An 18,626-nucleotide genomic window follows, 5' to 3' on the forward strand; every position below is an offset into this window, starting at 1 on the left:
ATGAGGTAGCCGGCGGTCGGCACGGAGACACCCATGTCGCCCGCCACCGCGGAGAGCAGTCCGGCGATGACGAACTCCGCGCAGCGGCGCTGTCGGCCAGCGCCACCACCCGGTTGGTGAACCGGCTCGAGGATCGCGGCTTCCTGGTGCGGGTGCTGTGCGCCGACGATCGGCGCGGCATCTACACCGAGCTCACCGAAACCGGAAGGGCCGCCTACGAACAGGCGCGGCCGACGCATGATCGCGTACTGGAACAAGCACTTTCGGATGCCGAGCGGGTCCCCGAACTGGCCGCCCTCGTCGGCTTCCTGCACCACGTTCCCGCACCTCGCTGACCGCGACACTCCGTACGACATCGCCAGGCAACGCGCCGATCATGGTGACTGTGCGGTGCCTCGGTGCAATGATCGGCGGTGTGACTCAGTGGCTCCCCCTCCTCGGCTCGCTCATCGTCGCCGCCGCAGTTCTGGTCGGCGTCATCGCCAACAACCGCACCCACCGCGAAGGCATCGCGGCCGCCGACGAGCGCGGCAGGCAGGCGCTCGACGCCGCCCAGCGCAATGTCGAGCTGTCGAACATGGTGGGTGACCAGCGCGATCACGAGGCGTGGCGCCGGGAGGCCGTGCTCGCGGCCGTGGCCTCCATCCTGGAGACCTCGGCCTCGGTGCGCGCCGACCTGACCAATTGCGGGGATTGGGATCTGGTCACCACCGAGGAGATCGACAATGTGGGCGCGCAGATCCACAAGGTGATCTGGGATCGCCCGAGCAGCATGCTGACCCGCCTGCGGGTGGTGGCGCATCGCCGGATCCCGAACAAGTGCGAGGACCTGCTGCGCACCCTCACCGCCGCCCAGCACATCACGATGCAGCGGCTGAAGCTGCACATCGATGTGGAGGCCACGGTCGAGGAACTCGAGGAGATGGCCTCGCTGTGGCAGAAGGCGATGCGGCACGCGGCCGAGCAGGAGCGCGCCCTGGTGGAGACGACCCGGATCGAGCTGGGGATCGACATCGCCACGAAAGGCCCTGCGGTGGCGCCGGTTCCGGCGGCGGTGCCCGAGCCCGTCGTCGAGGAGCCCGCAGTCGAGGAACCCATCGCCGAGGAACCCGTTGCCGCGGAGGCGGCCGCCGAACCGCAGGTCGAGGAGCAGACCGCGGAACTGCGCGTGGTCGAGGTCGTCGAGGCGGACGTGGTCGAGATGCGCAAGGCCGAGCCCGCCCAGGTCTGAGCGGAACTCCCGACAGATCAGCTCGACCGTCCAGTTCGGTTCTGCTGATTGAACATCCGGTGAACAACCGGAGACCGGCGCGATCGCCGTTTCGCATGACGAGATGGCGGACGGGCGGGTAACTTGGAATACGGCACGTGCAGCGTCACCGTGCCGGCCCGACAGCGTGGTCGATCGTCAGCAGACTTGTACCGAACCACTCTCGTCAGGGGGCGTTCTGTCATGGAGTTCATCGCGCCGTTGGATGCGCTGTTCCTGCTCGCGGAGTCACGCGAGCACCCGATGCACGTGGGATCACTGCATCTTTTCGAACCACCGGAGGGCGCGGGCCCGGACTATCTGCGCGAGTTCCGCGATGCCCTGCTCGCCGAGCAGACCCTGCGACCAACCTTCCGCAAGCGGCCCGCCACCTTGCTCGGCGCACCGCAGCTGGCCTGGACCCAGGACGGCGAGGTCGACCTGGATTACCACGTCCAGCGCAGCGCGCTGCCCGCGCCGGGCCGGATGGGTCAGCTGCTCGACCACGCCTCGAAGCTGCACAGCGCCCTGCTCGACCGGCACCGCCCGATGTGGGAGCTGCATTTCGTGGAGGGCCTGGCCGACGGCCGGTTCGCGCTCTACTCGAAGATGCACCACTCGCTGATCGACGGCGTGTCCGCGCAGCGCCTGCTGCGCCGCACCCTCACCACCGACCAGTTCGATCCCGAGCTCAAGAAGCCGTGGAACCTGCCGCGCGCCCAGCGCCCCGACCGGCCGCGGCCGCAGCGCTCCCGGCTGGGCGGGCTGCTCGGCAATCTCTCCTCGGCCGGTTCGTCGGGCGCGGCGCTGCTCCGCGCGGCCCGCACCGGACTGGTGGAACAGCAGCTGACCCTGCCGTTCGAGGCGCCACGCACGCTGTTCAACGTGCCGATCGGCGGCGCCCGCAAATGCGTGGTGCGCACCTGGTCGATGGACCGGATAAAGCAGGTGAAGAAGGCGACCGGCACCACCGTCAACGACGTGGTGCTGGCGATGTCGGCCGGTGCGCTGCGGTCCTACCTGCTCGAACGCGACGCGCTGCCGGACAAGCCGATGATCGCGCTGGTGCCGATGTCGCTGCGCGACGCCGAGGACACCGACACCCAGGGCGTGAAGATCGCCGCGCTGCTGTGCAATCTGGGCACCGACGTCGCCGATCCGCTGGAGCGGCTGCGCGTGGTGAGCGAGTCGACCCGGCGCAACAAGGAGGTGTACCGCTCGCTCACGCCGACGCAGACCCTCGCCGTGGCCGGGCTGATGCTGAGCCCGCTGGCGGCGATGCTGCTGCCGGGGTTCGCCTCGGTGGGCACGCCGCCGTTCAACATCGTCATCTCGAACGTGCCGGGTTCGCGGGACCCGCTGTACTGGAACGGCGCGCGGCTGGACGCGAGCTACCCGTTGTCGATCCCCCTGGACGGTCAGGCCGTGAACATCACGCTCACCTCCAACGGCGACAACCTCGATTTCGGCCTGGTCGGCTGCCGCCGCACCCTGCCCGACCTGCATCGACTGCTCGATCACCTGGAGGACTCGCTGGCCGCGCTGGAGGACGCCGCCGCCTGAAAATCGACCCCTTCCGAGATAACTAGAACGTGTTACAGTTCGGTATGCGTACCGAATTCTGCGAACAACTCGGCATCGAGTTCCCCATCTTCGCCTTCACTCATTGCCGCGACGTGGTCGCAGCGGTGAGCAACGCGGGCGGACTCGGCGTGCTCGGCGCCGTCGGCTTCACCGCCGAACAGCTCGAAGTGGAGCTGGCCTGGCTCGACGAGCACGTCAACGGCATCTACGGCGTGGACCTGGTGATCCCGTCGAAGTACGAGGGCAAGGGCGTCGAAGGCCTGACCCCCGAACAGCTGGAAAAGCAGCTGGCGCAGATGGTTCCGCAGGGCCATCGCGACTTCGCCCAGAAGATCCTGGCCGACCACGACGTGCCCGCGCTGCCCGACGGTGAGCACCACAACGAGCTGCTGGGCTGGACCGCGACCACCGCGGGCCCGCAGGTCGACGTGATCCTCAACCACCCGAAGGCCAAGCTGGTCGCGAACGCGCTCGGCACCCCGCCCGAGGACGTCGTCAAGCGCATCCAGGACTCCGGTCGCGTGATCGGCGCGCTCTGCGGCTCGGTCAAGCACGCCATGAACCACAAGGCGGCCGGCCTGGACTTCGTGGTCTGCCAGGGCACCGAGGGTGGCGGGCACTGCGGCGAGGTGTCCTCGCTGGTGCTGTGGCCGCAGGTGATCGACGCGATCGGCGACACCCCGGTGCTGGCCGCCGGCGGTATCGGCAACGGCGCGCAGGTCGCGGCGGCGCTGGCGATGGGCGCGGCGGGCGCGTGGACCGGTTCGCTGTGGCTGACCGTCGAGGAGGCCAACGTGCCGCCCGCGCAGATGGACACCTACCTCGAGGCCACCAGCCACGACACCATCCGCTCGCGGTCGTGGACCGGCAAGCCCTGCCGCATGCTGCGCAACGACTGGACCGACGCCTGGGAGTCGGCCGACAACCCGGATCCGCTGCCGATGCCGCTGCAGATGATGGTCGCCCTCGACGGCGTCAAGCGTGGCCACCGCTACCCCGAGGCCGCCAAGGACGTGAACTTCAACCCGGTCGGTCAGGTCGTCGGCATGATGAACAAGATCGAGCGCAGCGCCGATGTGGTGAACCGCCTGGTCGAGGAGTACGTCACCGCCTACGACCGGCTCACCAAGCTCAACGGCTGAGTCACGCGGGGTGCCGGCCGGTAGCCACCGGCCGGGCCGACACCGGGCGACAGAAGCCCGGAACCACCGCCCGCCTCCCCTAGACTCGCGGTATTCCCCCGCGATGCGGGGCGGCGCGCGCGAACGGGCGTCGTCACGCACCATTGCCCCACGGTTGCGGACGGCGGTGAGCTGGCTTGGATCGCAAGATCGGCGCCTGGGCGGCGACCCGGCGTCGCGTCGCCCGCGCGATCGCCCTGGCTCGCGCCGACTACGCGGCCGAGACACCGCGACCCGTCGACCCGCCGGTACCCGCCGATCTGCTGAACCTGCTGTGCCGCATCGGCGTCGCGCTGGTCGGGGCGAGTGAGACCTCGGCGCGGGTGCAGGAGATCCTGGACCGGCTGTCGCGACGCTACGGCACCGACAACATCCACTTCATGGTGCTGCCCACCGCCGTGTTCGTGCGGGTCCGCACTCCGGAAGGCTCCGCGGTCGACATGCTCGACGCGTCGGTCGGCACGTTGCCGCTGGACCAGATCGCCGGGCTCTACCGGCTCATCGACAAGATCGAAGCCGACGCGCCGCCGCCGCTGGAGGCGTCGAAGGAACTCGACGCGATCCTGTCGGCGAAGCCGGGCAGCCCGCCCTGGCTGATCCTGCTCGGCCAGGTGGTGCTGACCGTGGGGCTCGGGATGATGCTCAATCCGGCGGCCAGGGCGCTGGTCGGCTACGTGGTGCTAGGTCTGGTCGTCGGGCTGCTGACCCAGTTCGCCGACAAGGTGCGGCTGCTGTCGCTGGCGCTGCCGGTGCTCGCGGCGGCGCTGGTGGCGATGCTGGCCTTCGGTTTCCCCGGCACGCTGTCGGGTGGGCAGCCGACCCAGCTGGTGGTGCCCGCGATCGCCACGCTGCTGCCCGGCGCCATGCTGACCAACGGCACCATCGAGCTGGCGACCGGGTCGATGGTGGCAGGCGCGAGCCGGGTGGTCTACGGCATCAACATGCTGTTCCTGCTGGCCTTGGGCCTGTACGTGGGCATCAGCCTGCTCGGTGAACTGTCGAGCGCGCCGGTGAGCCAGGCGCAGCTGGGCTGGTGGGCGCCGCTGGTGGGGGTGCTGCTGATCGGCTACGGGCACTCCTGGCGGTCGAGCGCGCCGCAGAACTCGGTGGGCTGGCTGCTGCTCGTGCTGTATCTGACCTATCTGGCGCAGTTCCTCGGCAAGACCATCTCGGGGCCGCTCACCGGCACCTTCCTGGGCGGGCTCGTCGCGGTGCCCGCCGCCTATCTGATCCAGGGCCGCACGCACGCGCCGCCGCGGCAGGTGGCGTTCCTGCCCGCGTTCTGGATGCTGGTGCCCGGCGGCATCAGCCTCACCGGCGTCTCCGAGGTGGTGCTGCACTCCACCGGCTCGACGTCGGCCACGGGGCTGGAGGTGGTGGTGTCGGCGCTGCTGTCGGTGATGTCGATCGCGCTGGGCGTGATGGTCGGCTCCGGCCTGATGGCGACGCGCACCCCACACATGGGACCGTTCATCGAGACGATGCTGCCGCAGACCCACCTGCCGTGGCAGCACCGGACCGAGCCGCCGGAAAAGTCCGACCCAGACAGCTGAACCGCCTGGTCAGGCGGTGGCGGCGGTGGTCTCGACCGGGGTGGCGCCGACGAGTTCGTCGAAGCGGGCGATCACCTTCTCGTGGTACAGCGCGAACAGATCCTCGAACAGGGCCAGCTGCGCCTCGGTCGGCGCCGACTCGGCGTCCCACACCGCGAGCAGCGCCCGCCAGACCAGCACGTGCAGATCGGGCGCCACCGCGAAGTAGGCGGCGATCGCCTCGGGCACCTCGACGACCATGTCGGCCACCGAATTCAGCACGGCGCGTTGCATGCTCATCCCGAGCACGCCGAGCAGCTTGCGCACCAGGGCGATCTCGGCGGTGATGATCCGCACGTGGTCGGGCACCGGCTGGCGGGCCAGCGCCTCCAGCTCGTCGACGGCGGCGGCGAGCTCGGCGGGATCGAGTTCCTTCTCGGCCTCGGTGTAACCGAGCAGCGCCTCGAGCACGATGCCGCGCTCCACCTCGACGATGTCGGTGAACATCTCCGCGGCCACGACCGGCGCGGTCACCGAGAAGCGGAACAGATGCCGATAGACATCCATGCCGCCCTCTTCGCGCACATCGCGGATGGTGAAGCCCTTGCCGCGGCGAGCCTCGACGAAACCGTAGGACTCGAGCCTGCCGAGGGTGAGTTGCGCGGTGGCCCGGTTCATCCCGAATTCGTCGGCGACCTGGCGGACCGAGGGCATCAGGTCACCGGGCCGGTACTCGCCGGTGGCCACCCGGCGCGCCAGTTCGTCGGCGACGTCGGCGACCACCGTCCGGGCTCCCATCGAAACAACACCTCTCGGTCATCATCCGGCTACGTCCCAGACAGTTTATGCGCTCGCACTCCGGCCCGCACGCACCCGCGACCGCTGTGGGGCGGTTCACGCCGACGCGCCGATCATCCACCCGAACCGACCGAGCGGCCTGTTCGGCAAGCAGCAGGCAACGTTCCCGAACGGCACGCGGAGTACCGGACAACCGGTGGAAACTCGCAAGACAACGCGACTATGTGGATCAGACAGCGTTGCGCGACATCATGTTCGGTTACCCCCGCAACCTGACGGCAAAACGGCCGATCCTCAGATCATGTCCTTCTCACCCATCCAGCGCATGATCGGCCAGCCCAGCAGGACGGGAATCCAGCAGGTCAGCACGCGGTAGAGCAGGACGGCGGGGACCGCGATCTCGGCGGGGACGCCGAAGGCGGCCAGACCACCGATCAGCGCCGCCTCCACCGCGCCGACGCCGCCGGGTGTGGGCGCGGCCGAGGCCAGCGTGCCGCCGATCATGGTGACGATGGTGACGGCGACGAAGTCGGTCCCGCCGCCGAAGGCCTCGACACTGACCCACAGCGCCAGCGCCTGCCCGAGCGTGATCGCCCCGCAGCCGCCCACGATCATCGAGAACCGGATCGGGTCGCGCGCCAGATCGGCCAGTTCGCCGAGCACTTCCTTGAGCTGCGGGCGCACCGAATGATTCACCCAGCGCCGCAGTGTCGGCACGAACATGAACGCGCCGATCAGGCCGACACCCACACCGGCGGCCAGGTACAGCACCGTCGCGTCGGGCACGATGTGCGCGAGATTGGTGGAGGTGCCCGCCACGATGCTGAAGACCACCAGCAGCACCAGGTGGGTGATCACCTGCACCGACTGTTGCAGCGCCACCGCGGCGGTGGCCCGCATCGTCGTCATGCCCGCCTTCTGCAGGAAGCGCACGCTCAGCGCGAGACCGCCGACACCGGCGGGCGTCGTGGTGGCGACGAAGGTGTTGGCCAGCTGTTCCAGGAACAGATCGCGGAACCGCGCCACCCAGCCCGCGCAGGCGCCGAGCGCGGCCGCCGCGGCGACATAGGTGATCGCCGAGATCACCAGACCGAGCAGCGCCCACCACCAGTTCAGCGTGCGCAGCTGGCTGAAGAAGGTCGGCACCTGGCTGAAGAACGGATAGGCCACGTAGACCAGCGCGAACAGCAGCACCAGCTGGATCAGCTGATTGCGGCTGAACCGGGTGAGCTGTTCGGACTGGATGCGGTCGTGCCCGGTTCGCTCGCGCACCTCCTCGCGGGCGGTGGCCATCACCTTGGTCCACTGCGGCACCGACTTGCGGATCCCGTTCGGCATGGCCGATTTGGTCAGCCGCCGGGCCGCGGTGACGACGGCGCGCTCACCGAGCACGTCGATCGCCGCCGACACCGCCTCGTGCTTGCCGTACAGCGAGGTCGTGCTCACCAGCAGCTGGGCGATGTCGGTCTGGCGCTGGGCCTCGGAGGCGCCGAACTCGGCGGCGGCGAAACCGCCGAACAGGGTGTCGCCCTGGCTGACCCGCACGTAGTCGGGCGGCAGATCGCCCATGCTGATCTGGTTCTCGTGCAGTTTCGCCAGCGACCGCCACACCCCTGGCAGCACCTGCGCCGACAGTTTCCGGATCGGCGTTCCGTGGGGAACGGTGTGCGCGTACAGCATCCAGCCACGGTCCAGTCCGGCCACCGCGACCTGATGGCAGTCGGCCATTCCGAGATCGCCGATCGCGATGCCCATCAGCGCGCGGTGCTCCACCGCCCGGTGCATCGAACCGTGCAGCGGCGCGGTCTCGCCGGAGCGGAAGGTGATCCAGCGCCACAGCTGTTTCACCGCGCCGAAGCTGCGCTGGTTCTTGCCGTACATCTCGACGACGATCTCGCGCTCGGGCCCGTCGACCGTGGTGCCGAGCAGCAGCGGCCCCCGCCCGGCGGGCCGGTCGACCCGGAAGGCGCGCACGGTATAGCCGCGCCGGGCCAGTACCCGCACCGCCGCCTCCAGCGGTACCTCGAGCGCGGGCGTGCCGACCAGCCAGACGATCACCGCGCCCACCAGCCAGCCGACCACCAGCCCGAACATCGCCCTGGCCGGCACCACCGAGCTGACCACCAGGTGGATCGGCGCGAACATCAACAGCAGGAACCACATCCAGCGCCGCGGGCGCACCGGCAGCCAGGGGCTGGACACGGTGAGCATGGCCGCGAGCATGGCGATCCAGCGCGGATCGTCGAGGAACTGGGCCAGGAAGGTGTCGAAGCGGTCCGGTACCGGCAGATGCCATTTCGGCGTCGAGATACCGGTGCCGGTGGTGGACAGCGCCAGCAACGCGAGCAGGCCCGCCGCGGCGTAGCCGGCCAGCAGCTTCCACTGCCTGCGCAGCACCAGTTCGATCAGGATCGCGAACGGCAGGGCCAGGATGAGCATGCCGTAGACGAGATAGACCAGCGTCGACTGATCGGGGCTGAGGAAATCGACGATCTTGGACACCGAACGTTCCAGCGCGAGCCATTCCGGCCGGGTGATCAACGAGCCCGCAACCACCATACCGACCGCGATCGCCGCCAGCACGACCCGGATGATGTCGCTGGTCCGCCGGATCAGCGGCTGCAGGAGACTTCCCGTGACCGGGATCTCCCGACCGTCGACTCGCATGAGCCGCACGATACACACCGACACGCCGCCGACCCGCCGTGACATCGCACAATCCGCAGGTCATCGTCGGCTGGGTGAAGACCGTCACAGGCCGTCACATCGGGCGGCGCCACCGCGTCCAGGAAGCAGGGAAACACTCACTCCGCCGGAAGGAACTCCCATGCAGGTTCTGCTCGCAGGCGCCACCGGCGCCATCGGCCGTCCGCTGATCCGCGCGCTCACCGCCAGCGGTCACCAGGTGCGCGCCATCGTGCGCAATCCCGACGCGCACCCGCTGGTGCGCGAGCTCGGCGCCGAGCCGGTCACCGGCGACGTACTCGACCGTGACGGGCTGCTGCGCGCCCTCGACGGCACCGCCGCCGACGCCGTCGTCCACGAGGCCACCGCGCTGCGCGATGCCAAGGTGCAGCGCCGGATTCCGGCCGACGACCCGACCGGCCTGCTGCGCACCGTCGGCACCGCCAATCTGCTGGCCGCCGCCGAGCTGGTGGGCGCCGGCCGCTTCGTCACCCAGTCGCTGATCCTGGGCTACGGCTACCGGGATCACGGCGACCGGCCGCTGACCGAACGCGACCCGTTCGGGGTCTACACCGGCGGCGTGGCCGACGAGGTGGTGCGCGCGACCGTCGCCGGGGAGCAGCAGGTCTTCGACGCGCCGGTCGACGGGATCGCGCTGCGGTACGGCCTGTTCTACGGCCCCGGCGCGTTCAGCGACCTGTTCGCCGACATGATGCGCAAGCACAGCCCGGTCGGCCCGCTCGGCGCGGGCGGCGTGAACAGCTGGCTGCACGTCGAGGACGCCGCCGCGGCGACGGTGGCCGCGCTCGAACGCGGCGTGGCGGGCCGCGCCTACAACCTCGCCGACGACACTCCGATCACCTGGCGCGAGTTCTTCGCCGAGGTCGCCCGCAGCCAGGGCACGCCCCGCCCGATCCGGCTGCCCGCGTGGATGATCAAGCTGGCGGTGCCCTATATCGGTGCGCTCATGGTGGACACCTCGATGCGGATCTCGAGCGCGCTGGCGCACGAGGAGCTGGGGTGGCGGCCGCGCTACGCGAGTGTGGCGCAGGGGCTGGCCGCGCGCTGAGCGCTCAGTGCCGGGCCCGCGCGGCGACGGCGGCGCGGTCGTGGGCGGGGATCAGTTCGATGTCGCCGGGCAGGGCGTGCAGGCGGTGCACGGTCTCGAAGGCGGCGTCGCGGTCGGCGTCGAGCAGTTCGCCGAGCAGCGGCGCCTTCTCCCGGATGAGCCGCACCTGCAGGGTGCTCCACACCGCGTCGCCCGCCAGCAGTACCCGCGTGCCGTCGTCCACCGCGAGCAGCACGCCGACGCTGCCCGGCGTGTGCCCGGCCAGGTCGACCAGCAGCACCGAGCCGTCACCGAACAGGTCATGGCTGCGCGCGAAGGTGAGCACGGGCGGTCCGTCGAGTTCGTAGAGGTCGAAGACCCGGCCGCGCAGCGGGCCGCGCGCGACCCCGATCGGAGCGTGCGATCCGCCCATGGCCCAGTGGTATTCGGCGGCAGGCACCCGGATCGGTACCCAGCCGGGCAGTTCGTACAGGCCCGCGACGTGGTCCCAGTGCAGGTGCGTCGGGAGGACGAAATCGATGTCGGCGCCGTCCAATTCGTGCGCGGCGAGCGCTTCGCTGAGGCCCCGCACCGGCCGGTCGGGGGCGACCAGCAGCGGGACGGGGAACGGCAGCTCGGGCAGTACCCGCTGGTGCACGCCCGCGCAGATCGCCGGGTCCACCAGGAAGGTGGCGGCGGGGTGACGCACCAGGAAGGTCGACATGGTCAGCGGCGTCGAAGCCACCGTGCGCACGCCTTCGGCCACGATGGTGGTCGGGGCGGACAGGTCGGCCTGCACCAGCGCGGTGAGGCCGACGGTGGTGCGCGCCGGGGGAATCGGCGCCGGCACCAGGTCGGCGAGGAAGGCCGCGTCGCGCCCACGCGGACACACCAGCCGGGGCACCGTCGCGGCAGCGGCGACGCAGCAGGCGAGAAGCGTCGATAACATCGGACTGCGCTCACCCATAACTGTCACCGTAGGCGATCCCCCAGACCCCGACCACCGGTCTCTTTCCCCGGCCGGTAGCCCGATACCGATCGCGCAAACAAACGACAACATCCAGCGACCGTTCCGCTAACCCCGGCGAGATCGGCGGATGATGAGGCGATGGCAGAGCAACTCGTCCAGGTGCAGTGGAAGAACGCCCCGGAAGATCACGACTATCCGGCCGCGGCCGACTACCTCGACCTGGTGGCCGACAAGCCGGTGGTCGCGGCGATCATCGCCGATCTCCGCAGCGCACCGGTGGTCGTGAAGAAGGCGAAAGACATTCTGCGCGCGTCCCGGCTCGACGCGCTCACCCCCGACAATCCGCACGTCCGCAAGGACCTGCTCAAGATCAACGAGGGCCGGAAGCTCTCGCCGATCCTGCTGGTCCGTGGCGACTGCCGCAAGAATGTGCCGATGCTGATCGCCGACGGCTACCACCGGGTGTGCGCACTCTACTTCGCCGACGAGAACGCCGAGATCCCGGCCAAGATCGCCGCGATGCCGTGACCTTCGCGACCCTGGCGCTGGTCGTCGCGCTCGGGGTGATCGGACCGCTGCTCGCCCTGCCGAAACGACTGCATCTGCCCGTACTGCTCGGCGAACTGCTGGCCGGGATCGTCTTCGGGACGACCGGCCTGCAGATCCTCGACCCCACCGATCCGATCTTCGTCTTCCTGGCCGACATGGGTTTCGCGCTGGTGATGTTCGCGGCGGGCACACACGTGCCGGTGCGCGATCCCGCCGTACGCGGCGCGCTCGGCGCCGGCATCGTGCGGGCGGCGCTGGTCGGCGTGGTGGCGGCGGTCGCGGGGTGGGCGGTGGCGGCGGTCTTCGACATCGGGCATGCCGCGATCTACGCGGTGCTGATGGCGTCGTCCTCGGCGGCCATGGCCCTGCCGATCATCGACTCGCTGCGGTTGAGCGGTCCGCCGGTGCTGGCGCTGACGGCCCAGGTCGCCATCGCCGACACCGCGTGCATCGTCGCCCTGCCGCTGGTGATCGACCCGGGCAACGCGGCGCGAGCCGCGCTCGGTGCGGTGGTGATCGCGGCGTGCGGCGGCGTGATGTTCCTGATCCTGCGCTACGTGCAGAAGACCGGCGCGCAACGGCAGGTGCATGAAGTCTCGGAGGAACGGAAGTTCACCTTGGAGCTGCGGGTGAGCCTGGTGCTGGTGTTCGCGCTGTGCGGCGTGGCCAGCGCGATGCATGTCTCGATCATGCTCGGCGGCTTCGTGGCTGGACTGGCGGTGGCAGGCATCGGCGAACCCCGCCGGGTCGCCAAGCAGGTGTTCGCGATCAGCGACGGACTACTGGCGCCGCTGTTCTTCGTCTGGCTCGGCGCGAAGCTGAATCTGCGCGAATTCGGGGAGCACCCGCAGTTCATCCTGCTCGGCGTCACGCTCGGACTCGGCGCGGTCGTGGTGCACTGGTCGACGCGGCTGATCGGCCAGCCGTTGGCCTACGGCACGCTGGCGGCGGCCCAGATCGGGGTGCCGGTCGCGGCGGTGACGGTGGGTAGTCAGCTGGGTGTGCTCGTGCCCGGCGAGGGGTCGGCGATCATGCTGGCCACCCTGTGCACGATCGCGGGCGCGACCGTGGCGGCGAGCCGGCTGGCGGCGAAGGCGCCGGTCTAGTCGGCGCGACCCATCAGTCGATCGGTTTCGCGGCGTTCCCGCTTGGTCGGCCTGCCCGCTCCGCGTTCACGCTGCGGAATGGAGGCGAGCAGTTCCTTCGACGGGGGCGGCGGGCTGCGGTCGATCATGCACTGCGCGGCGATCGGTGGTCCGACGCGCTTGTGGATGATCCGTTCGACGATGACGATCCGCTCTATCCCGCCGTGCCGGATCTTCACCTCGTCACCGAGCTTCACCTGCTGAGCGGGCTTCACGGTGACGCCGTTGATCCGCACGTGTCCGGCTCGGCAGGCTTCCGCCGCGGCCGACCGGGTCTTGAACAATCGAACCGCCCAGGTCCAGGAGTCCACACGGGCCTGGGTGGTGGAACGTTGTTCTGCGGGGCTCACCCCTTAGACGATACGGCGAGCCGTCACGACGTCGTCGGCGCTGAGGTGGGTGTAGGACACCGGGGTGCCCGACTGCACCGCGTTCAGCAGCTGGCCGTTGCCCGCGTAGATGCCGACGTGGCCGCCACCGTTGGTGATGACGATGTCACCGGCCTGCAGGTTGTCGAACGAGACCGGCGCGCCGACGTGCGACTGCTCGAAGCTGGTGCGCGGCAGTTCGATACCGGCCTGGCGGTACGCCCACTGCACGAGGCCGGAGCAGTCGAAGCTCGACGGGCCGGCGGCACCCCAGGAGTACACGGCGCCCAGCTTGGTGCGGGCGGCGTCGAGAGCGACGTTGCCCGCGCTCTGCTGCTGCTGGAAGGGGTTGTCGAAGTTGACCGACGGCAGTTGCGGAGCTGCCTGGCCCTGCGGCGCCACCATCGACTGCAGCTGCTTCTCCAGCTGCTGCGCGGGCTGCTCGAGCTCGGGCGGCAGGTCGAAATTGCCGAGACCGGGAATGTTGATCGTGGCGGCCTGCGAAATCGCGGGCATCGCACCGGTAGTGGCGGCCACTGCACCCATGACGAGCGCACCCTTGACGGAATTCGGCAGTCGAGAATCCCGCTGCAAGCTGTGTTTACCCACCGAGACGAGTCTCCGATCTTGCTGCTCTCCCGCCGCTGCGCCGAAATCGCTTGGCGATGACGACTATTCGACGGAGACTCAATGGCGCCGCTTCTCTGACGAAGCGACAGACTCCACTAAGTCACGAGAAGATTACGGCCTGTGATGCGGCCTGTCCAGCGAAGCACGCAAGTTGTTTTCCCGCAGCCGTGAAAGCCCAGAACACAGGCTTCGCCCCCGGCGTGTCGCCACGCGTCACGAATCTATCGCGCCGCGCGGCGGAAGCGTTATCAACCGCGTCCGGCGCGCCGCGCCAGCGTTCGCTCGAGCTCGCCGATCCGGGCGCGCGCGTCGGCCAGGTCGATCTCCAGCCTGCCGAGGGCGATCAGCAGCGGCGCGAGCGCGAGCGCGGGCAGCACCTGCGGGTCGTCGCCGCCGGGCTCGGTGGCCGCGGCGCGCAGGAAGACCCGGATCGACTCGGTCAGGTGCGCGTCCGGCGGCAGCTCGACGAGGTCGAGGAATTCCAGCGACGAGGTCGCCTGACGCTCGCCGCTGGAGTCCCACTGCGGTTCCTCGGACATGCCACTCCGTTCCGTCGACGCACTCGTCTTCCTGTCGATAGCAGTATCTAGGACACAGCGCAGAGTTACCGAGATTCGCCTGGCGATCCGCGCTACGGTTGTCCGGCATGGACCCCGTGCGCAATCCCTACGCACCCGGCGCCGGCCAGCGTCCACCCGAATTGGCCGGACGGGACAAGCAACTGGCCGCCTTCGACATCGTGCTCGAGCGGGTCGCCCGCGGCAGGCCCGAGCGCAGCGTGATGCTCACCGGACTGCGCGGCGTCGGAAAGACCGTGCTGCTCAACCAGCTTCGCTCGGCCGCCATCTCGCGCGGCTGGGGCACCGGCAAGATCGAGGCCCGACCGGACCAGGACCTGCGCCGTCCGCTGTCCTCGGCGCTGCACATGGCGGTGCGCGCGATCGCGATGGCGCACCGCAATCCCGAGCACGTCGACGACTTCCTCGGCATCCTCAAGGCCTTCGCCCTGCGCGCCACCGCCGACAAGGGCATGCGCGAACGCTGGCAGCCCGGCATCGACGTGCCCGCGGTGACCGGCCGGGCCGATTCCGGCGACATCGAGATCGACCTGATCGAGCTGTTCAAGGAGGCCGCGGCGCTGGCCGCCGACATCGGCGTGGGGATCGGCATCTTCATCGACGAGATGCAGGACCTGGGCCCGGCCGACGTGTCGGCCATCTGCGGCGCGTGCCACGAGCTGAGCCAGGACGGGGCGCCGCTGATCGTCGTCGGCGCTGGGCTGCCGCATCTGCCCGCGGTGCTCTCGGCGTCGAAGAGCTATTCGGAGCGGCTGTTCAGCTATCACCGCATCGACCGGCTCGACCGGCAGTCGGCCGACCTGGCGCTGATCGCTCCGGCCGAACGCGAGGAGGTGAAGTTCACCGAGGACGCGCTCGACTCGCTATACCAGAAGGCCGACGGCTACCCGTATTTCGTGCAGGCCTACGGCAAGGCCGCCTGGGATCAGGCGCCGGACAGCCCGATCACCGCCGAGGACGTCGACGTGGCGGCGCCCGCCGCCGAGGAGGAACTGGCGGTCGGCTTCTTCGGCTCCCGGTACGAGCGGGCCACCCCGGCCGAACGCGAGTACATGCGCGCCATGGCCGACCTGGCGGGCGACGACGGCCCGGTCGCCACCGCCGCGGTGGCCGCCGAGCTGGGCCGCAAGCCCGCCTCGGTCTCCCCCGCGCGGGACGGCCTGATCAAGAAGGGGCTCATCTATTCGGCCGAGCGCGGCACGATCGGCTTCACGGTCCCGCACTTCGGCCGCTACCTCCGGAGCGTATGACCATCTTCAAAGCTCTAGCGAATGCGCTAGACAGCAGAAGATTCTCCCGGCGAACTCGCCGACCAGCCCCATCTATCGATTTCTTGGTTCGGCGCTAGAGTTCCGTAGATTCTCCTGCATAACGGCGGGCCCCCGCCCGGATTCGGTTGCGCATCGGCTGCATAACGCCAGGATTGGCGCGCTAACGCCCCGGAAATCTGTTTCGAAACACGGGGTACAGCGCTCCAGCAGCACAGGAGGCGTCATGTCGGAGAACATCGCCATCGCCGCACCGGCGGGCCGTCGGGCCACCGTCGTCGCCGACGACGGCGTGCCGATCGCGGTCCGCCTCTTCGGCAGCGCCGACGCCGCGGTCACCGTCGTCTTCGTGCACGGACACTGCCTGCACACCGAATCCTGGTCCTTCCTGCGCGAGCATCTGCTCCGGCACTGGGACGCCGACACCAGGATGGTCTTCTACGACCACCGCGGGCACGGCGAATCCGGTCACGCCGGCCACGAGACCTACACGATCGACCAGTTGGCGGCCGACCTCGACGCGGTCCTGCGCGCGGTCGCGCCCACCGGCCCGGTCGTCCTGGTCGGCCATTCGATGGGCGCGATGGTCCTGCTGGCCTACGCCCGGCTGTTCCCCGCGGCAATCGGCGAGCGCATCGCGGGGATCGGGCTCATCTCCGGCGCCGCCGCCGGGCTCACCGAGGTGGGCCTCGGCAGGCTGCTCAACCGGCACGCCGTGGCGTCGCTGCAGCGGGTGGTGCTGCACGCGCCCGGCGTGCTGCAGGCCTCGAAGCGCTTCTCGCGCTGGATCTTCGGGCCGCTGATCCGCGAGGCGAGCACCGGGACCCGGCGGGTGAACCCGCGGGTCTGGGCGATCGCGACCGCGATCCTCAACGACACCCCGCTGCTGACCATGTCGGGTTTCCTGAGCTCACTGCGCGACTTCGACGAGGCGCGCACCCTGCACCGGCTGGGCGATCTGCCCGCCCTGGTGCTGGCGGGCTCGGCCGATCTGATGGTTCCGTTCGCGCATTCGGTGGTACTCGCCTCGCAACTGGCGGGCGCCGAGCTGGTCCGGCTGGAGGGGGCGGGACACGGCGTCATCCTCGAGCGCGCCGAAGAGGTCGCGCACTCGATCGCCGGCCTGGTCGAGCGCGCCGCGGCGGGCATCGGCAAGAACTACGCCGTGGCGGGCTGACCCCGGAGTTACCGGACGGCAACCGCCGATCCGGGCCAACTACGGGCGCAAACGGAAAAGCTCGGTTATTGTGGTGGAGATCACGTTGTGTGGTGAGTCACACGGCTCGGTGCAGTGCGGCCCGGGAGTTTTCGGGCGTACCCGTGATCCGGACGAGTCGGTATGCCCGCCATATACACAGGAGGTAACGATGACACGCAGCGATATCGCGGAACTGCGCTACGCGGTCGGTCAACTCCGGCAATCGATCGGCGCACTGCGCTCCAACTACGGCGACGCGGCCACCGTGCGCAGGCTGGAGAACGACCTCGAGCGGCTCGTCATCGACGCCGAGGAGTTCGAGCAGGCACCGCCGCCGGAGCTCGCCGTCCCCCGCAGGGCGGAACCGATCTACGTCCCGGACAGCAAGTCCGACGAGGCCGCCTGGATGGGCGCGCAGGACGAGGGCCTGGGCTTCCACTCCCGCCCGCGGACCAAGTAACAACCGAAGACCTGTTCACCGGCGCGACGGCTCTGCCACCCAGGGTCGTCGCGCCGACCCCTGTTCAGGCCCGGTGTCTGCCCGGCCGCCGCCCACTCCGGACGCCGTGGAACCTGGCTCCGCGCGGGGTCTCGGCCGGTTCCGGCGCGTCCGCCGATTCGAACAGCGCGGCGATGCCGTGGTCGTGCCCCAGCGCGATGGCCTCCAGCCCGTAGCGGCCGCCGGTGCGGCCGAGTTCGTGCAGCATCGTCGTCATGATCCGCAGGCCGGTGGCGCCGACCGGATGACCGAGGGCGATGTCGGAGCCGTTCACATTGAGCCTGCCCAGCGGATCCAGCTCCCACTCGGTGGCCAGCGCCAGCACCTCCACCGCGTACCCCTCGTTGATCTCGAGCAGGTCGATCTCGTCGAGCGAGCAGCCGGTGCGGGCCAGCAGTTTCGCCACCGCGGGCGCGGCGCCGAGCGCGGGGCCGACGCTGTCGCAACCGGCCGCCGCCCAGCCCGCGAGGAAGGCCATCGGGGTCAGGCCGAGTTCGTCGAGCCGGTCCTCCGCCACGACCAGGCAGGCCGAGGCGCCGAGCCGGTGCGCGCTCATGTTCCCCACCGTCACCACGCCCTCGGCGAGCAGCGGCCGCAACCCGGCCAGCGTGTGCGTCGACAGGTCGTCGCGCACGCCCTCGTCGCGCGTGATCCCGTGCTCGGCCACGCCCGCGGCCACCCCCACCGGCACCACCTCGGCCGCGAAGGCGCCCTGCCGCCAGGCCCGCGCCGCCTTGCGATGACTGGCCACCGCGAACTCGTCGGCCGTCGTGCGGTCGATGCCGTAGTAGTGCGCGAGCCGTTCGGCATTGCGCAGGCCCGCCGTCCCGCCCGGCAGGGTCGACGGGGTGGCCGCGCACTCGACCCCGCCGGCGACGACCACGTCGGCGGCTCCGGTCTGCACCATCATCGCGGCCGTGATCACCGCCTGCAGCCCGCTGCCGCCGTGCCGGTCGGTGAGGAATCCGGGCACCGCGAACGGCAGCCCGGCCCCGCGCGCGGCCAGCGCGCCGATGGCGGGAACGTCGGCGAGCCCGCCGTCGACACAGGCCATCGCGACGTCCTCGATCCGCAGCGGGTCGATCCCGGAACGCTCGAGCACGGCCGATAGCACCGTGGTCGCCAGCCACTCGGCGGGCATCCCGGACAGCGCGCCGCCCTCCACGCCGCTCGGCGTTCGGACGGGCGCCACGATCGCGGCTCTTCTCATGGGTGACAGGGCACCACAGCTTTGTTGCACCGGGATGACCGGTTGTCACGGGAATGATCATGTGACCGAGATCACCACCGTGTTCCGGAGGGCGTTGGGTGAGACCCGGCTCGAGCGGCGAGAACACAGGCGTA

At 70.0% G+C, this 18,626-nt stretch carries 17 protein-coding genes and 1 pseudogene; 11 read left to right on the plus strand and 7 right to left on the minus strand.

Features of this window, described 5'->3' with window-relative positions; translation table 11 throughout:
- Positions 1–77: 77 nt before the first annotated feature.
- The 5 genes and pseudogenes from EL493_RS03215 to EL493_RS03235 all read left to right on the plus strand — a co-directional run.
- Positions 78–335, plus strand: a pseudogene (locus tag EL493_RS03215) (MarR family winged helix-turn-helix transcriptional regulator); the annotation flags it as partial.
- 80 nt (positions 336–415) lie between these two features.
- Positions 416–1,231: a hypothetical protein gene (locus tag EL493_RS03220; RefSeq protein WP_126405546.1), complete on the plus strand. Its 816-nt coding sequence runs from the start codon at positions 416–418 to the stop codon at positions 1,229–1,231.
- Between the two features lie 222 nt (positions 1,232–1,453).
- Entirely contained in the window at positions 1,454–2,812 is a 1,359-nt protein-coding gene (locus EL493_RS03225; protein WP_019050018.1) for a WS/DGAT/MGAT family O-acyltransferase, read from the plus strand.
- 44 nt (positions 2,813–2,856) lie between these two features.
- Positions 2,857–3,975 carry an NAD(P)H-dependent flavin oxidoreductase gene (locus EL493_RS03230; protein ID WP_019050019.1) on the plus strand — a complete coding sequence of 373 codons (1,119 nt, stop codon included), beginning with the start codon at positions 2,857–2,859 and terminating at the stop codon, positions 3,973–3,975.
- Between the two features lie 176 nt (positions 3,976–4,151).
- Complete coding sequence (locus tag EL493_RS03235) at positions 4,152–5,567, plus strand: threonine/serine exporter family protein (protein WP_019050020.1); 1,416 nt, start codon at positions 4,152–4,154, stop codon at positions 5,565–5,567.
- Between the two features lie 9 nt (positions 5,568–5,576).
- Here the strand turns inward: EL493_RS03235 and EL493_RS03240 are convergent, their stop codons facing one another.
- On the minus strand, positions 5,577–6,344 hold the full coding sequence (locus EL493_RS03240; protein ID WP_022565963.1) for a GntR family transcriptional regulator: 768 nt from the start codon (positions 6,342–6,344) through the stop codon (positions 5,577–5,579).
- Between the two features lie 294 nt (positions 6,345–6,638).
- Entirely contained in the window at positions 6,639–9,011 is a 2,373-nt protein-coding gene (locus EL493_RS03245) for a lysylphosphatidylglycerol synthase domain-containing protein (protein ID WP_030201582.1), read from the minus strand.
- Positions 9,012–9,171: 160 nt separating this feature from the next.
- Here EL493_RS03245 and EL493_RS03250 point away from each other — a divergent pair, with 160 nt between their 5' ends.
- Positions 9,172–10,098: an NAD-dependent epimerase/dehydratase family protein gene (locus EL493_RS03250; RefSeq protein WP_019050023.1), complete on the plus strand. Its 927-nt coding sequence runs from the start codon at positions 9,172–9,174 to the stop codon at positions 10,096–10,098.
- 4 nt (positions 10,099–10,102) lie between these two features.
- On the opposite strand, the gene EL493_RS03255 is transcribed toward EL493_RS03250, so the two are convergent.
- Positions 10,103–11,044 carry an MBL fold metallo-hydrolase gene (locus EL493_RS03255; protein ID WP_030201585.1) on the minus strand — a complete coding sequence of 314 codons (942 nt, stop codon included), beginning with the start codon at positions 11,042–11,044 and terminating at the stop codon, positions 10,103–10,105.
- A 141-nt stretch (positions 11,045–11,185) separates the two neighbouring features.
- Here EL493_RS03255 and EL493_RS03260 point away from each other — a divergent pair, with 141 nt between their 5' ends.
- A complete protein-coding gene (locus EL493_RS03260; protein WP_019050025.1) occupies positions 11,186–11,575 on the plus strand; it encodes a hypothetical protein in 390 nt (129 codons plus the stop codon).
- A complete protein-coding gene (locus EL493_RS03265) occupies positions 11,572–12,702 on the plus strand; it encodes a cation:proton antiporter (RefSeq protein ID WP_019050026.1) in 1,131 nt (376 codons plus the stop codon). The genes EL493_RS03260 and EL493_RS03265 overlap by 4 nt, the downstream gene beginning before the upstream one ends.
- Here the strand turns inward: EL493_RS03265 and EL493_RS03270 are convergent.
- From EL493_RS03270 to EL493_RS03280, 3 genes are all read right to left on the minus strand, one after another.
- A complete protein-coding gene (locus tag EL493_RS03270) occupies positions 12,699–13,091 on the minus strand; it encodes an RNA-binding S4 domain-containing protein (RefSeq protein ID WP_022565959.1) in 393 nt (130 codons plus the stop codon). The two genes, EL493_RS03265 and EL493_RS03270, sit on opposite strands and share 4 nt — an antisense overlap.
- Before the next feature lie 3 nt (positions 13,092–13,094).
- Complete coding sequence (locus EL493_RS03275; protein ID WP_022565958.1) at positions 13,095–13,655, minus strand: C40 family peptidase; 561 nt, start codon at positions 13,653–13,655, stop codon at positions 13,095–13,097.
- 332 nt (positions 13,656–13,987) lie between these two features.
- Positions 13,988–14,278 (minus strand): hypothetical protein, encoded by a 291-nt coding sequence (locus EL493_RS03280; RefSeq protein ID WP_019050029.1) that lies wholly within the window; start codon positions 14,276–14,278, stop codon positions 13,988–13,990.
- Between the two features lie 107 nt (positions 14,279–14,385).
- Here EL493_RS03280 and EL493_RS03285 point away from each other — a divergent pair, with 107 nt between their 5' ends.
- The 3 genes from EL493_RS03285 to EL493_RS03295 all read left to right on the plus strand — a co-directional run bounded on the left by EL493_RS03285 (position 14,386) and on the right by EL493_RS03295 (position 17,243).
- The gene (locus EL493_RS03285; protein WP_019050030.1) at positions 14,386–15,567 is read left to right on the plus strand and encodes an AAA family ATPase; all 1,182 of its coding nucleotides are present in this window, start codon (positions 14,386–14,388) and stop codon (positions 15,565–15,567) included.
- A gap of 244 nt (positions 15,568–15,811) precedes the next feature.
- Positions 15,812–16,762 (plus strand): alpha/beta fold hydrolase, encoded by a 951-nt coding sequence (locus EL493_RS03290; RefSeq protein ID WP_019050031.1) that lies wholly within the window; start codon positions 15,812–15,814, stop codon positions 16,760–16,762.
- A gap of 190 nt (positions 16,763–16,952) precedes the next feature.
- The gene (locus EL493_RS03295) at positions 16,953–17,243 is read left to right on the plus strand and encodes a hypothetical protein (RefSeq protein ID WP_019050032.1); all 291 of its coding nucleotides are present in this window, start codon (positions 16,953–16,955) and stop codon (positions 17,241–17,243) included.
- Positions 17,244–17,307: 64 nt separating this feature from the next.
- Here the strand turns inward: EL493_RS03295 and EL493_RS03300 are convergent, their stop codons facing one another.
- Positions 17,308–18,492, minus strand: a complete 1,185-nt coding sequence (locus EL493_RS03300) for a thiolase family protein (protein ID WP_074965364.1) — start codon at positions 18,490–18,492, stop codon at positions 17,308–17,310.
- Positions 18,493–18,626: the final 134 nt, after the last annotated feature.

Origin of the sequence: Nocardia asteroides, from assembly GCF_900637185.1 — a bacterium.
Classification (GTDB): Bacteria; Actinomycetota; Actinomycetes; order Mycobacteriales; family Mycobacteriaceae; genus Nocardia; species Nocardia asteroides.